A 15112-nucleotide genomic window follows, 5' to 3' on the forward strand; every position below is an offset into this window, starting at 1 on the left:
CGCAGGCTTGATCTCGACCGAGGCGGCTTGACGTGCGGCAGGCGCGGCGCCGGGCTCGCCTCAGCACGAGGCGGTCAAGCGGCGCAGCAGACCGGCCGTCGAGCCATCGAGACCGTCGGTGTCGCCGCGGCCTTCGAGCCGCGGCAGCAAGTCGCCGGCCAGCGCCTTGCCGAGTTCGACGCCCCACTGGTCGAAGCTGTTGATGCCCCACACGGCGCCGCTGGTGAAGACGCGGTGCTCGTACAGCGCGATCAGCGCGCCGAGCGAGCGCGGCGTCAGCGCGTCGAGCAGCAGCGTCGTGCTCGGCCGGTTGCCGGGGAAGCTGCGGTGGCGTGCGACGGTGGCCGCGTCGAGCGCGGGCGATGCGGTCGGCGCCTTCTCGGCCAGCGCCTGTGCGACCGTCTTGCCGAGCATCAGCGCCTGCGCCTGCGCGAGCCCGTTGGCCAGCAGCTTGCGGTGCAGGTCGCCGTGGCCGTGGTTCGGCGTCTTGACGAGGACGAACTCGACCGGGATCACGTCGCTGCCCTGGTGCAGCATCTGGAAGAACGCGTGCTGGCCGTTGGTGCCCGGCTCGCCCCACACGACCGGGCTCGTCGCATACGGCAGCGGCTCGCCGGCGAGGTCGACGCCCTTGCCGTTGCTCTCCATCTCGAGCTGCTGCAGGTAGGCCGGCAGGCGCCGCAGGCCCTGGTGGTACGGCGCGACGCAGCGGCTCGCGAAGCGGTGGAAGTTGCGGTACCAGACGTCGAGCAGCCCGAGCTGCAGCGGCAGGTTGACCTCGGGCGGCGCCTCGGCGAAGTGGCGGTCCATCGCGTGCGCGCCGGCCAGCAGCTCGCGAAACGCGTCGCTGCCGATCGCGATCGCCAGCGGCAGCCCGATCGCGCTCCACAGCGAGTAGCGCCCGCCGACCCAGTCCCAGAAGCCGAACGTCGTGTCGATGCCGAACTTCGCGGCAGCGTCGACGTTGGTCGTCGTCGCGACGAAGTGCCGCTCGAGGTGCTGGCCGTGCTGCGACAGGAACCAGTCGCGCGCGACGTGCGCGTTGGCCATCGTCTCCTGCGTCGTGAACGTCTTGCTCGCGATCACGAACAGCGTGTGCCGCGGGTCGAGCCGGCGCAGCACCGGCTCGATGTCGTGGCCGTCGACGTTGCTGACGAAGTGGAAGCGGATGTCCGGGTGCACGAAGGCGTCGAGCGCCAGCACCGCCATCTGCGGGCCGAGGTCGCTGCCGCCGATGCCGATGTTGACGACGTCGGTGATGCCGCGCTCGGGGTGGCGCACGCCGTCGGCGAACGCGAGCATCGCGTCGAGCACGGCGTGCACCTCGGCGTTGAACGGGCTCGCTGCGCCCTTCGGCGCACGCAGCGCGGTGTGCAGCACCGCGCGGCCTTCGGTCGTGTTGATCGGCTCGCCGGCGAACATCGCGTCGCGGCGCGCCGCGACGCCGCACTCGCGCGCGAGCTCGAGCAGCAGCGTGCGCGTGGCCAGGTCCCAGCGGTTCTTCGACAGGTCGGCGAAGACCTCGGGCGCCTGCAGCGCGAAGCGCTCGAAGCGCTGCGCGTCGCGCGCGAACGCGTCGCGCAGGTCGAAGTCGCGCCCGTGCGCCTCGTAGTGGCCGGCCAGCGCGGCCCACGCGGTGGTGCGGTCGCAGCGCGTCATGGCCGCCGCTGCGCCTCGATCATCGCGTCGAGCTTCTCGGCGTCGGCGGCGAACAGGCGGATGCCCTCGGCGAGCTTCTCGCACGCCATCGCGTCGGCGTTGAGCGCCCAGCGCAACGCCGGCTCGTTGAACGTCAGCGCGTGCAGCGGCGCGCGGCGCGCCGCGTCGACGTCGAGCCGGCGCGGCAGCGGCGCGTCGCTGGCCTGCAGCTGCGCGAGCAGCTCGGGGCTGATCGTCAGCAGGTCGCAGCCGGCCAGCGCGGCGATCTGCCCGACGTTGCGGAAGCTCGCGCCCATCACCTCGGTGGCGATGTCGAAGTGCTTGTAGTAGGTCCAGATCTGCGTCACCGACTGCACGCCGGGGTCGTTCGCGCCGGCGTGCGCCGCTTCGTCCCACGCGGCGCCGGCGGCCTTCTTGTGCCAGTCGTAGATGCGCCCGACGAACGGCGAGATCAGCGTGACGCCGGCGTCGGCGCACGCCACCGCCTGCGGCAGCGAAAACAGCAGCGTCAGGTTGCAGTGGATGCCCTCGTGCTCGAGCGCGCGTGCGGCCTGGATGCCTTCCCACGTGGCGGCGATCTTGATCAGCACGCGCTCGCGCGCGACGCCGGCGCGCTCGTACAGGCGCATCAGCCGCTGCGCGCGCGCGATCGTCGCCGCGGTGTCGAAGCTCAGCCGCGCGTCGACCTCGGTGCTGACGCGCCCGGGGACGACCTTCAGGATCTCGACGCCGAAGCGCACGAGCAGCGCGTCGACCACCGCGTCGAGCGGCTTGCCGCGGTGCGCCGCGACGACCTCCGCGAGCAGCGGCGCGTATGCCGGGTCCTGCACGGCCTTGACGATCAGCGACGGGTTCGTCGTCGCGTCGCGCGGCGCGAACTGCGCGAGCTGGCGGAAGTTGCCGGTGTCGGCGACGACGGTGGTGTACTGCTTGAGCTGGTCGAGCTGGTTCATCGCGAACGGCGCGCCCGGCACGCGCCCCGGTGACGGTGGGTCGATGGTAGCGCGTTGACCCGCAGTGGAAACCCATGCATCATGATCCGTGAAACAAAGTTACGGCCGCAGCGTGCACGGGCGCGCGGCGGCGACCTGCGATGTCCTTCGACCTCGTCCTGTTCGGCGGCACGGGCGACCTCACGTGGCGCAAGCTGATGCCGGCGCTGTTCCAGGCGTGGCGGCACGGCACGCTGCCGGCCGGCGGGCGCATCCTCGCGGTGGCGCGCGACGCGCGCAGCGACGACGAGTACCGCGCACTGATCCACGAGCGCTTCGCCGAGGTCGACAGCGCCAAGCGCCCGAGCGACGACGAGTTCGCGCGCTTCGCGCAGCGGCTGCACTACCGCCGCATGGACCTCGCGCAGCCGCAGGACTATGCGGGGCTCAAGCAGTGGCTCGACGCGCGCGGCGCCGACACCGTCGTGCTGTTCCTCGCCACCAGCCCGCACCTGTTCCCGCAGATCTGCGCACAGCTCGGCGCGGTGGGGCTCAACGGGCCGCACGTGCGCGTCGTGCTCGAGAAGCCGCTCGGCCACGACCTGGCCAGTGCGCAGGAGATCAACCGCGTCGTGCGCGCGTCGTTCAACGAGCGCCAGGCGCTGCGCATCGACCACTACCTCGGCAAGCCGGCGGTGCAGAACCTCACCGCGCTGCGCTTCGGCAACGCGCTGTTCGAGCCGCTGTGGCGGCGCGAGAGCATCGCCAACATCCAGATCACGATCGCCGAGGCCATCGGCGTGGGCACGCGCGGCGACTTCTACGACCGCACCGGCGCACTGCGCGACATGGTGCAGAACCACGCGCTGCAGCTGCTGACGATGATCGCGATGGAGCCGCCGGCCAGCGGCGACGCCGACGCGATCCGCGACGAGAAGCTCAAGGTGCTCAAGTGCCTGAGGCCGTTCGGCGCCGAGTCGGTCGCGCGCGACGTCGTGCGCGGCCAGTACAAGGCGGGCACGGTCGACGGACGGCCGGTGCCGGGCTACCTCGACGAGGTCAAGGTGCCGCCCGACAGCCGCTGCGAGACCTTCGTCGCGCTGCGCACCGAGGTGCAGAACTGGCGCTGGGCCGGCGTGCCGTTCTACCTGCGCACCGGCAAGCGGCTGGCCGCGCGCGACGCGCACATCGTCGTCAACTTCCGCCCGGTGCCGCACCCGATCTTCCCCGGCGCCAGCGGCGCGAACAAGCTCGTGATCAAGCTGCAGCCCGAGGACGGGCTCGAGCTGCACCTGCTCGCCGCCAAGGGCAACGCGCCGAGCGGTGCGATCGGCGAGGTGCTCAGCCCCGTCAAGCTCGACCTCGACTTCGACAAGGCGTTCCCGACGCAGCGCGTGGGCGCCTACGAGCGGCTGCTGCTCGACGCGATCGCCGGGCGGCTGAACCTGTTCGTGCGCAGCGACGAGCAGGAGCAGGCCTGGCGCTGGGTCGAGCCGGTGCTCGACGCGTGGGCGCGCGACCCGACGCCGCCGCGCCCGTACGCCGCCGGCAGCTGGGGGCCGCCGGCCGCGAGCGCGCTTGTCGCGCGCGACGGCTTCACGTGGGACGAGGAAGCGTGAGGCCGGGGCGCTGCCCGCCGCGAGGGGCGCGCTGATGCTCGAGCGCATCCGCGCATCGCTGCCGGCGCTGTCGCCGGCCGAGCGGCGCGTCGCGCAGCTCGTGCTCGACGACGCGCGTGCCTTCGCGACGCAGCCCGTTGCGGCGCTGGCCGCACGCGCCGGCGTCAGCAAGCCGACGGTGGTGCGCTTCTGCCGCCGTGTCGGCTACGACGGGCTGGCCGACTTCAAGCGCAAGCTCGCCGGCACCGTCAACGAGGGCGTGCCGTTCGTGCACGTGGCCGTCGACGACGACGACAAGCCCGCCGACCTCGTCGTCAAGATCGTCGACAACACCGTCGCGGCACTGCTGCGCTACCGCAACCAGGCCGCCGCCCACGCGTTCGAGCGCGCGATCGCCGCGCTGGCCGACGCGGGCCGCCAGGGGCGGCGCATCGAGTTCTACGGCGTCGGCAACTCGGGCATCGTCGCGCTCGACGCGCAGCACAAGTTCTTCCGCCTCGGCGTGCACGCGGCCGCGGTCAGCGACGGCCACGTGCAGGTGATGAGCGCGACGATGCTGCAGCCCGGCGACGTCGCGGTGCTGATCAGCAACTCGGGGCGCAGCCGCGACCTGCTCGACGTGGCCGAGATCGCGCGCCGGCACGGCGCGACGACGGTGCTCGTGACCGCCAGCGGCTCGCCGCTGGCCGCCACCGCGACCGGCGAGCGGCAGATCCTGCTCGCCGCCGACCACCCGGAAGACCACGACCGCTACAGCCCGATGGTGTCGCGTCTGCTGCACCTCGTGATCATCGACGTGCTGGCCACCGGCGTCGCGCTGCGGCTGGGCAGCGCGGCGCTGCGCCCGCTGCTGCAGGAGATCAAGAAGAACCTGCGCGCGACGCGCTACGTCGCCGACGACGCGCGCCCCGAAGTGAGCAGTTCCTCGACGCCGTAGAGCCGCGCCAGCTCGAGCAGCGGCGCGGGCAGGCCGTCGATGCGCAGCGTCCGCCCGCGCTGCTGCGCCAGGCGGCGGCACTCGAGCAGCACGGCGATCGCCGAGGTGTCGAACTGGCGCAGCGCCGACGCGTCGAGGCGCACTTCGCCGGCCCCCGGCGAGCCGAAGGCCGCGGCCAGCGAGGCCAGCGTCGCCGTGGCCTCGCGGTGCGTCAGCGTGGCCGGCAGCGCGGCGGCCGCACCGGCCGCGGTGGCGGCGGGGCCGGCCATCAGCTCTTGGCAGCCTTGTTGCGCTCGGCCAGGCGCGCGATCAGCCCATCGATGCCGACTTGCGCGATCTCCTGGTTGAAGCTCGTGCGGTACTGCTGCACCAGCCACACGCCGAGCACGTTCACGTCGTAGATCTTCCAGGTGTCGCCGACCTTCTCGAGGCGGTAGTCGAGCTGGATCGGGTCGCCGCGGCCGCGCACCTCGGTCTGCACGACGACGTCGGTGTCGGTCGGCGCGGCGCGGAACGGCCGCAGCACGACGTTCTGGTCCCGCACCTCGCTCAGCGCGCCCGAGTAGGTGCGCACCAGCAGCGTCTTGAACTCGGCCTGCAGCCGCTCGCGCTGCTCGGGCGTCGCGCTGCGCCAGTGGCGGCCGACGGCCGACGCCGTCATCTTCTGGAAGTTGACGTGCGGCATCACCTTGGTGTCGACGAGCGCGATGATTTTGTTGATGTCGCCGGCCTGGATCGCCGGGTCGGCCTTGACGGCGGCGATGACCTCCTCCGACAGCTTCTGGATCAGCGCGTCGGGCGTCGTGGCCTGCGCCTGCGCGGCGCCGCCGGCCACCAGACCGAGCACGAGCGCCAAACGGGTGAACAGCGTCTTCCACATGGGCGGATTCCTTTCAGTGCAGACCGGATTCTCGCTGCACGCCTTCGACCCGCGCCGCGGCGCGGCGTTCACTTGGCAGGCGCAGCGGCCGGCGGCGTGGGCGCGCTGCCGTCGATGGCGCCGTTGTCCTCGTCGTAGTCGAAGCCGTTGTCCTGCGGCGGCGGGTTGCCGTCGTAGACCAGGTTGCGCCGGCGCTGCAGGTACGCGTCGCGCACGAACTGGTAGCGGTCGAGCGCGACCTCGCCGAGCAGCTGCGTGGCGCCGAGCAGCGTGCTGCGGCGGTGCACGACGTCGAGCACCGTCGCGGCCGTGCGGTCGCTCGCATGGCTGAACACCAGCATCTCGGCCGAGGCCTGTGCGTCGGCGACGAGGCCGGCCGTGTCCCGCAGCGTCGACGGCCCGAGCAGCGGCAGCACGACGTAAGGCCCCGGCCCGAGCCCCCAGCGGCCGAGCGTCTGGCCGAAGTCCTCGCTGCGCCGCTCGAGGTTGGCGCTGCTGGCGATGTCGATGAGGCCGGCGAAGCCGAACACCGTGTTCAGCCCGAAGCGCATGCCCATGTGCACCGCGTCGGCGGGCTTGCCCTGGAGCAGGTGGTTGACCGCCGACCACGCATCGCCGATGTGGCCGAAGAAGTTGCCGACCCAGGTGCGCACCAGCTCGGGCACGACGTCGCGGTAGCCGCGCGCCACCGGTGCGACGATCGCCTCGTCGAGCGCCTCGTTGAACGCGAACACACCGCGGTTCCAGCGCTCCCACGGATCCTGTGGCGAAGGCGGCGGCGCCGCGCCGGCGCCCGCCGGCGGCACGCTGGCGCAGCCGCCGAGCGCCGCCGCGAGTGCGACGGCAGCGGCCGTGGTGCGGGCACGCCTGCTCATGGCCGACTGGCGCCACCGCTGCCGCTACCGCTGCCGCCGCTGCCCGACTCGGCCGCCCGACTGAAGAGGAACTGCCCGATCAGGTTCTCGAGCACGACGGCGCCTTGCGTCTGCGCGATGCGCTCGCCGGGCTTGAAGTCGGCGTCGTCGCCGCCGGGCTCGATGCCGACGTACTGGTCGCCGAGCAGGCCCGAGGTGAGGATCTTGGCCGACGAGTCGCGCGGGAACTTGACGCCGGTGTCGATCGCCATCGTGACGACGCCTTCGAAGGTCTTCGGGTCGAGGCGGATCGACGTGACGCGGCCGACCGTGACGCCTGCGCTGCGCACCGGTGCGCGCGGCTTCAGGCCGCCGATGTTGTCGAAGCGCGCCTGCAGCTCGTAGGTGTTGCGCTGCTCGAAGAAGCTCGTCAGGTTGGCCGCCTGCAGCGACAGGAACACGAGCCCGACGATGCCCAGCAGCACGAAGCCGCCGACGAGGGTCTCGATGCCTTTCTTGCCCATGCCGATCTTTCTTCTGTAGGGTGTCAGTTCTACACGTTTTGCGCGTCGCGTGTGCAGCGCTGGGCTGCCACGCCTTGCAGGCGGCGCCGCCGATCCGGCTGGGCCGCTGCGCCGCCGGCACCGGGCGGACGCGGTCCACGGTGGGTGATCGGCGTCATGGCGTCGAGAACATCAGCGCCGTGAGGATGAAGTCCATCCCCAGCACCGACAGCGACGAGATCACCACCGTGCGCGTCGTCGCGTAGGCCACGCCCTCGGGCGTCGCCTCGGTCTCGTAGCCCTGGTACAGCGCCACGGCGGTGCAGATGATGCCGAACACGAAGCTCTTGACGAGGCCGTTGCCGACGTCGTCCCAGACGTCGACGCCGTTTTGCATCGTCGACCAGAAGTTGCCGCCGTCCAGCCCGATCAGCCCGACCGCGACGAGCCACGCACCGAGGATGCCGATCGACGAGAACAACACCGCCAACAGCGGCATCGAGAACACGCCGGCGAGGAAGCGCGGCGCGAGCACGCGCTCGCGCGGGTCGATGGCCATCATCTCCATCGCGGCGATCTGCTCGCCGGCCTTCATCAGCCCGATCTCGGCCGTCAGCGACGTGCCGGCACGGCCGGCGAACAGCAGCGCCGTCACCACCGGCCCGAGCTCGCGCACGAGCGACAGGTTGACGATCAGCCCGAGCGACTCGGTGGCGCCGTAGCGCACCAGTGCGTAGTACATCTGCAGCGCGAGCACGAAGCCCACCGCCAGCCCCGAGGCCAGGATGATCAGCAGCGACAGGTTGCCGATCGCGTGCACCTGCACGACGACGAGCCAGAAGCGCCGCAGCGACGCCGGCAGCGCGCGCAGCAGGTCGACGAAGAACAGCGCCGCGTGGCCGAAGCTGCGCAGCACGTGCAGCGTGCGCTCGCCCAGACGCGTGACGAACTCGACGAACGCGCTCACGGCCGCGGCTCCAGCCCGAGGTCCTGCGCGAGCGGCGGCGCGGGGTAGTGGAACTTGACCGGCCCGTCGGGCTCGCCGCGCACGAACTGGCGCACCTCGGGATCGGTCGAATCCATCAGCTGCTGCGGCGTGCCCTGCGCGACGACGCGCCCGCCGGGCGCCGTCATCAGGATCACGTAGTCGCTGATCGCCATGCACTCGGGCACGTCGTGCGAGACGACGAGCGACGTGGCGCCGGTCGTGTCGTTCAACTTGCGGATCAGGTTGGCCGCCACGCCCATCGAGATCAGGTCGAGCCCGGCGAACGGCTCGTCGTACATGATCAGCTCGGGGTCGAGCGCGATCGCGCGCGCCAGCGCGATGCGCCGCGCCATGCCGCCCGAGACCTCCGAGATGCGCAGCCCGGCCGCACCGCGCAGGCCCACCGCGTTGAGCTTCATCAGCACGATGTCGCGGATCAGCGGCTCGGCCAGGTCGGTGTGCTCGCGCAGCGGGAACGCGACGTTCTCGAACACCGACAGGTCGGTGAACAGCGCGCCGAACTGGAACAGCATCCCCAGCCGCCGGCGCAGCGCCTGCAGCTGCTTGCGGTTCTTCGCGTCGACGACCTCGCCGTCGAACACGACGCGCCCGCGCGTGGCGCCGTGGATGCCGCCGATCAGCCGCAGCAGCGTCGTCTTGCCGCAGCCCGAGCCGCCGAGGATCGACGTGACCTTGCCGCGCGGGAAGCGCAGCGTGACGTCGTTCAGGATCAGACGGCTGGCGTCGTAGCCGAACGACACATGGTCGATCTCGATGAAGGGGGTGGAGTCCAAGCGCCAGGAAGCGCCGGGCGCGGCACGGCGGCCACGGCCGGCGAGAAGCGGTGAGTCTCGGCGCGCGCGATTGTCACACGCCGCGGGCAGACTTGCGCAGCGCTACGGGGAGCCCGCCGGCGCGGCGGCGATGGGACCGCCGTTGTCCGGCGCCACCAGCGGCCGACTCTCGAACAGCACCTCGACGCGGATGCGCGAGCGCACCACGCGCTCGTCCAGCCGCCCCGGCTCGAAGCGCAGGTTCACGAAGGCCTCGCGCGCGGCCTGCATCAGCGCCGGCGGCAGCGCGTCGTCCTCGGCCTGCACGTGGCGCACGACGCCGTGCTCGTCGATGTAGAGCGCGATCACACCGGTGAAGCGGCCGAACGCAGGGCCGGCAGCGGGATAGTCGAGCACGACGTCGCCCTGCGGGCGCGGCGGCACTGTCAGCAACGGGCGGGGGACGAAAAGGTCCAGCTCGTCGGCCGCGGCGGCCAGCCCGGCGCCGTCGGCGGGACCGGCGCCCCCCGGCGGCGAGGCCGCCGCCTCGAAGCCTGCGGCCTCGGGCGCCAGCGGCGCCACGCGCGGCATCGGCTCGGCGTCAGCGGGCTGCGACGGCACCTCGGCCACCGACGTCGGCGCGCCCGACACCGCGGCCTGCGCGACAGCCTCTACCGCAGCCGGCGGCACGGGCAAGACGCGCAACCGTACGGCCGCCGCAGGCATGGGCACAGCCGTGTCGGCACTGTCACCACCGGGCCCGCTGCGGAGCAGCCAGCCGGCCGCGCCGTGCAGCGCGACCGACAGGCCCACGCAGGCCCACAGCGCCCCCCTCACGACGGGAAGATCCCTCGGGCGCGTCAGTCGACCAGTTCGCGCCACGAGGTGCGGCGCAGCGTGCCCGACGGCGTGCTCGACGGCTCGGCGCCTTGACGCGGCGTGTTCCTGCCGTCGACACCCTGCACCAGCGTGATCAGCTTGCCGGTCGAACTGAGGATCGTCGTGATGCCCGCGACCAGCGTACTGCCCTCGTAAGTCAGCAGCACCTTCCCGTTCGCGATGTCGAAGTAGTACAGCCACGACGTGCCGCCGGGCGAACACACCGACGGCTTCGGGATGTTCGAGGCGACGATCAGCTGGTTCATCTGCTGGTCGAAGTCGACGTTGACGCGCTCGCCCTCGCTGAGCGACAGGTCGATGTACCAGCCCTTGTGCGACGCCCAGGTCACCGTCGCCGGGCTGTCCAGGCCGCTGCGGTCGCTCTTGAGCGTCTGCTTGACCATGCCGGGGTTGCTGCGCAGATTGCCCAGCCCGGTCGTCGACAGGTCGTCCTTGAACGAGTAGATCGACTGCACCGTGTCGTCGCCGATGTCGCTCAGCCCCAGGTAGCGGCCGGTGGCCACCGTGACGACGGCGTACTTGTAGGCGCCGGCCACGACTTCCGACAGCACCGGCTTGGTCGTGATCGGCTGTCCCGCGCCGGTGGTCCCTAGCAGGAACGCGTCGTCGCCACTGAGGTTGTCGTCGAAGTCGAAGCGCCACACGTTGCCCAGCATGTCGGCGCCATAGATGCGCAGCGCCACGTTGTCGCTCTGGTCGTCGACCCAGGCATTGATCTTGCCCAGGTTGCTCGGCGCGGACGTGCTGCCGACGCCGGTGCCGATCTTTTTGATCTTGTCGCCCGTGACGGCGTCGAGCACGTACAGGTAGCCCTTGCCGTCACCCGGGCTCACGTTGTTGTAGCCCGACGAGAAGGCGACGATCCAGCGGCCGTCCTTGTTCTTCGCCACGACGGGGTTGCCGTAGGTGAAGCCCAGGTCCTCGTCGGTGTACTCCCACAGCGACTTCGGACTGGTCGGGTTCGTGACGTCCAGCGCGTAGTACCCGCGCCCGCCTTTGCCGAGGCCGCCGACCAGGATCGTGCGCCAGTTGCCGTCCGCGTCCTGCACGTCGGCCACGACGGGCGCCCCGTCGACGTAGAAGCGGTGCTTCGATTCGTACGCGGTGTCGGCGAGGACGTGCATGTGGGGCATCACCATCGACGGCACATAGGCCCACAGCTCGGTGCCGCCGCCGTTCTCGACCGTATCGACCTTGATCGCGTGCAGCATGCCGTCGTTCGCGCCTACGTACAGCACGGCCTGCCGCCCCGCGTTGGCAGCCACGAAGTCGGCGTAGCCATCGTCCGTGTACTTGAACGGCGGCTTTTTCACGTAGACCGGCGCGCCGTTGACGATGTCGCCCAGCGGCGTGTCGCGCTTGCGGAACAGCTGGTCGTCCGTCGCCGTGGCGCTGGTCTCGTAGGTCTTGACGCCGCGCAGGTAGTTGACGACGTTGGTGCCCGTCACCTTGGCCTTGGCAGTGGCGCTGAGCGACGCGCACTGCGTCAGTTTTTCGGCGCCGCTGGCGCACAGGCCGTCGAAATAGCCCTTTTGCGCGCTGCTGAGGTTGCCGTACTCGAAGGACACGAGGCTGCCGCCGCTGCGGAAGTAGATCGTGCGCGAACTCTGCGTACTGATGCGGTCCGACGCCGACCACAGCGGCGTCTCCGACGTCTTCTCGCCGGTGGCGGTGTTGATCTTGAACGCGTTGACGGTGCCGTCCCAGGTCTTGGTGGAGTACAGCGGCACGAACAGCCAGTCGTCGCCCGACGACGGCGTCAGCGAGCTCGTGGCCGCCGCCGATGCGCTGCCGACGATGGCCTCGATCTTCTTCATCGCATCGGTCAGGTTCTGCGCGAGCTGTGCCGCATCGTTCGCGCTGTAGTACGTCCCTCGACCGTTGACGGCGGCGTGCCACAGGTCGTCGATGCGTTCGGCCCCCGTGTTGGTGATCGGATTCGGCCACACCTTGTTGCCCTGGCGCAGGTCGTAGAAATCGCCACTGGTCTGGCTCTCGTAGTTCGGGTCGAACGCGAGTGTCCCGCTGACGCCCAGACCGATCGTGAACGTCGTCATGTGCTGGTGCTTCGCGGTGTCGCTGAGCATCGACAGCGCCGGCGGGCGCAGAATGCCGTCGGGCACGTTGTTCTCGCACACGTCCTGACCTGTGACGGCGCCGCTGCAGTTGCCCAGCGCCGGCGAGCGCAGGTCAGTGTTGTAGAAGTAGTAGGCAATGTCGGCCAGCGTGTTGCCCACACCGCCACCCCCGACTTCGTCACGCATCGGGCGCGGCACCGAGCTGCCCGCATCGACGTTGCCGAGCGCGGTGTTGTCGAGCTTCCACGGCACATACCCGCTTCGGTAGTTCCCTTCAGCGTTCGTGTTCCAGTAGCCGTCGGTCGACAGGATTGTGTAATTTCGCTGGCAGGAGTACTGCATCGGGTCGACGGTCTGATTGTCAACCTTCTTTGCGAAGTACCGCCCCGCTTTCTCGAGAGCCGGACGCAGCGGCGTCCAACCGCTAGGCTGTGCCGCATACAGACGGTCGAAGAAGTCCTGCTTGTGCGTGCCCGCGTCGAACTCCTTGATGTTGAGGAAGCGGCTGTTGTCCGCCACGCCGGTCTCGCTGATCGTCGAATAGCCGACGCGGAACCGGCTGGCATCGATCGCTGCGAACGCGCGCCCGACCCCGGCCCGCATCGCGAGCATGCGGGTGCGGTAGTACGAATACCAGTTCGCGTAGTTCTGCTTTTCTGCGTCGGTCAAGCCGCCGGTCTTGATGTCGTAGCGTTTGGGGTCGTCGCAGTTGTGCGTCTGTCCTGGCTTCAGGGTGGCCCAGTAGAACTTCGTTTTGACTGTTTTCGAATTGCCATCGTGATCGATCGATGGCGTGTTCAGGTTGTTGAGATTGCTGAGGTTCCTCGTGGTACCAGACTGAAGGTAACCATCGACGTATGCAGCGGTGAAGCTCGCGTTGGGGTACGGTGTGCCATCGGCCTTGATGGGTGGCAAATAGGTCTTGCTCGGGTCGTAGAAGACACGGTTGCGGCTCGCGACGCCGAAGCAGACGTTTTCGACGTTCATGGTGTCAGGTAGGAAGTCCCACCCCATGCTGCCCGAGTCGTCGAGGATGAACATCAGGTTCGACCGCACCGCGGTGCCGTCGGTCATCGTGCCCAGCGGCACGTCGGCGAGGTCGCTCGAGGCGCCGGCCCAGGTCGAGGCCGCGAGCACGGCCGCCGCGAGGCCGTGGCGCGCCAGGCGCTGGAGGTGATCGAAGTCCTTCATCGTTGTGCTCCCTGCATCCTCGGGGTCAGAGCTGGACGATCGTCTCGGTGAACGAAGTCGTTCCGCGCGCGCTGAGCGCACGCACGACGATGCGGTAGTACTGCTGGCTCGACCCCACCGCGTTCAGTCGCTCGGGGCTCTTGGCGTTGATCTCGCCCTTGTTGCCGCCACCGCTGAGCGCGGTGCCGACCGGGAATGCGCAGTCGACCGTCGCGGGGCTGCCCTCCGTCGCACACAGGCGCGTGATCACGTAGCGCGCGCGGTTGGCGCCGCCGTTGAGCGAGATCTCGCCCGACGGTTCGACGCACACGGCGAAGCTGCCGCTCGGGTACGAGTCGCAGTCGTCGTCGTTCCAGTCGACGACGGCACGGGTCGCGGCGCCGGAGCGCTGGCCGGTCGGGTCGAGCGCGTCGCGGCTGGCGGCGTAGTAACCCGCATCGGCGTGGTCGCTGTGCAGCGTCTCCCCACGATTGGTCCACAACCACGCGATGGCCTGCTCGGCCGCCTGGCTGGCCGCCGCGGTGGCGTCCTGCTTGAAGCCGAGGTTGCCGATGACGAGCGAGCTCGTGTCGACCGAACGCACGAGCGCGACGGCGGCCAGCGAGATCACCACCAGCGACAGCAGCGCGAAGATCAGAGAGACGCCGCGCTGGCGCAGGCGTCGAACGAGGCGATGGCGTGCCATCTCAGACCCCCCACAGCATGTTGCGCAGCGGTGCGACGACCTCGTACACCGAGTAGCGGTAGTGCTTCCAGTCGGCCACGAGTCCGTCGATCTTCAGCGTGAGGCACTTGCTGTCACCGCAGTCGCTGGCGCCGGCGACGGGAATGGCCGTGCCGACGTCCCACCGCGGCTCGGCGGTGGTCACTTCTTCTTTCTGGTATGTCGCGCTGCGCGCGACGACGGCCAGGCGCACGGCGAGCACCTGGCGCCAGCCGGCGTTGGTCGTCGGCGTGACGTTGTCGTAGCTGTCGACGACGCCGTTGCCGTCGGTGTCCTTGCCGTACAGCGCCTGCAGGTTGACGATCTGCGGAAACAGGTCCTGCACGTCGGCGCCGCCCGAAGCCGTGTTCAGCGTGCGCTGACGCAGGCTCTGGCCACCCACCTCGAAGACGCGGTTGACGATCTGCCCGGCGTTCACGAGCAGCGTGCCGGCGGGATAGCCGGCGTCGGGGAAGATCGACGCGCCGCCGTCCTGGTTCCACACGGCCACGCCTGTCGAGCCGGCGGCGTGCACCAGCTGGTTGGTGCCTGCGATGTCGGTGACGCCGAACAGCGTGCAGTGGTTGCTGGCGCTGAAGAGCTCGGGCACGGCGATCAGCACGTCGCCCTTGGCGACGCCGACGACGGAGCGCACGACGAAGCGGTCGCCGGTCTTCGGGTGATCGACCGACACCGACAGCGGGATCGAGTACGCGCGCTCGGCGGTCAGCAGCGAGATCGTGTCGGGTGCGCCATCGGCACCGTCGGTGATCATGACTGGCGCGAGCGTCCACGTGGCGCTGCCAGCCGTCGCATGCTTGGTCTTGATCGGGCAGCCCAGCACGTCCCGGTCCATCGTCAGGCCGTAGCCCGCCATCTGGATCTCACGCTGCAGCGTGTACAGCGCCAGCGCGCCGTTGACCTGCGCGTCGGCACCGCCGGTCGTGATGCGCTTCTGGCCTTCGGAGAACGACATGATCTGGGAGACGACCAGCGTCACGATCAGACCAAGCGCCAGCGCGACCATCAGCTCGACCAGGGTGACGCCACGCTGGCGGACCAGAGACGGCGCGGCGGAATCGTTCAGCGTCATGG

At 70.2% G+C, this 15112-nt stretch carries 14 protein-coding genes; 2 read left to right on the plus strand and 12 right to left on the minus strand.

Annotated elements, in window-relative coordinates:
- Positions 1-60: 60 nt before the first annotated feature.
- Both pgi and tal read right to left on the minus strand, forming a co-directional pair.
- Positions 61-1659 (minus strand): glucose-6-phosphate isomerase, encoded by a 1599-nt coding sequence (gene pgi, locus MOJ79_RS01220; RefSeq protein ID WP_241922502.1) that lies wholly within the window; start codon positions 1657-1659, stop codon positions 61-63.
- Complete coding sequence (gene tal, locus MOJ79_RS01225; RefSeq protein ID WP_241922503.1) at positions 1656-2612, minus strand: transaldolase; 957 nt, start codon at positions 2610-2612, stop codon at positions 1656-1658. The genes pgi and tal overlap by 4 nt, the downstream gene beginning before the upstream one ends.
- Positions 2613-2752: 140 nt before the next feature.
- On the opposite strand from tal, the gene zwf reads away from it, so the two are divergent.
- A complete protein-coding gene (gene zwf, locus MOJ79_RS01230) occupies positions 2753-4210 on the plus strand; it encodes a glucose-6-phosphate dehydrogenase (protein ID WP_241922504.1) in 1458 nt (485 codons plus the stop codon).
- 34 nt (positions 4211-4244) lie between these two features.
- Complete coding sequence (locus tag MOJ79_RS01235; RefSeq protein ID WP_241922505.1) at positions 4245-5147, plus strand: SIS domain-containing protein; 903 nt, start codon at positions 4245-4247, stop codon at positions 5145-5147.
- Here the strand turns inward: MOJ79_RS01235 and MOJ79_RS01240 are convergent.
- The 10 genes from MOJ79_RS01240 to MOJ79_RS01285 form a co-directional block, all read right to left on the minus strand.
- Entirely contained in the window at positions 5096-5416 is a 321-nt protein-coding gene (locus MOJ79_RS01240; protein WP_241922506.1) for an STAS domain-containing protein, read from the minus strand. The two genes, MOJ79_RS01235 and MOJ79_RS01240, sit on opposite strands and share 52 nt — an antisense overlap.
- Positions 5416-6027, minus strand: coding sequence for an MlaC/ttg2D family ABC transporter substrate-binding protein (locus MOJ79_RS01245; protein WP_241922507.1), 612 nt, complete (start codon positions 6025-6027; stop codon positions 5416-5418). The genes MOJ79_RS01240 and MOJ79_RS01245 overlap by 1 nt, the downstream gene beginning before the upstream one ends.
- A gap of 68 nt (positions 6028-6095) precedes the next feature.
- Positions 6096-6902, minus strand: coding sequence for an MlaA family lipoprotein (locus MOJ79_RS01250; RefSeq protein ID WP_241922508.1), 807 nt, complete (start codon positions 6900-6902; stop codon positions 6096-6098).
- Entirely contained in the window at positions 6899-7405 is a 507-nt protein-coding gene (gene mlaD, locus MOJ79_RS01255; RefSeq protein WP_241922509.1) for an outer membrane lipid asymmetry maintenance protein MlaD, read from the minus strand. The genes MOJ79_RS01250 and mlaD overlap by 4 nt, the downstream gene beginning before the upstream one ends.
- A 154-nt stretch (positions 7406-7559) precedes the next feature.
- Positions 7560-8321, minus strand: coding sequence for a lipid asymmetry maintenance ABC transporter permease subunit MlaE (gene mlaE / locus MOJ79_RS01260; protein ID WP_259374268.1), 762 nt, complete (start codon positions 8319-8321; stop codon positions 7560-7562).
- A gap of 26 nt (positions 8322-8347) precedes the next feature.
- Positions 8348-9166, minus strand: coding sequence for an ABC transporter ATP-binding protein (locus MOJ79_RS01265; protein WP_235823537.1), 819 nt, complete (start codon positions 9164-9166; stop codon positions 8348-8350).
- 102 nt (positions 9167-9268) lie between these two features.
- Positions 9269-9841, minus strand: a complete 573-nt coding sequence (locus tag MOJ79_RS01270; protein WP_241922510.1) for a hypothetical protein — start codon at positions 9839-9841, stop codon at positions 9269-9271.
- Between the two features lie 164 nt (positions 9842-10005).
- Positions 10006-13314 carry a pilus assembly protein gene (locus MOJ79_RS01275; protein WP_241922511.1) on the minus strand — a complete coding sequence of 1103 codons (3309 nt, stop codon included), beginning with the start codon at positions 13312-13314 and terminating at the stop codon, positions 10006-10008.
- Between the two features lie 25 nt (positions 13315-13339).
- Positions 13340-13999, minus strand: coding sequence for a pilus assembly PilX family protein (locus MOJ79_RS01280; RefSeq protein WP_241922512.1), 660 nt, complete (start codon positions 13997-13999; stop codon positions 13340-13342).
- Between the two features lies 1 nt (position 14000).
- Entirely contained in the window at positions 14001-15110 is a 1110-nt protein-coding gene (locus tag MOJ79_RS01285; RefSeq protein WP_241922513.1) for a PilW family protein, read from the minus strand.
- Positions 15111-15112 lie beyond the last annotated feature (2 nt).

This window comes from Calidifontimicrobium sp. SYSU G02091, from assembly GCF_022631395.1.
In the GTDB taxonomy this organism is placed as follows: Bacteria; Pseudomonadota; Gammaproteobacteria; order Burkholderiales; family Burkholderiaceae_C; genus Calidifontimicrobium; species Calidifontimicrobium sediminis.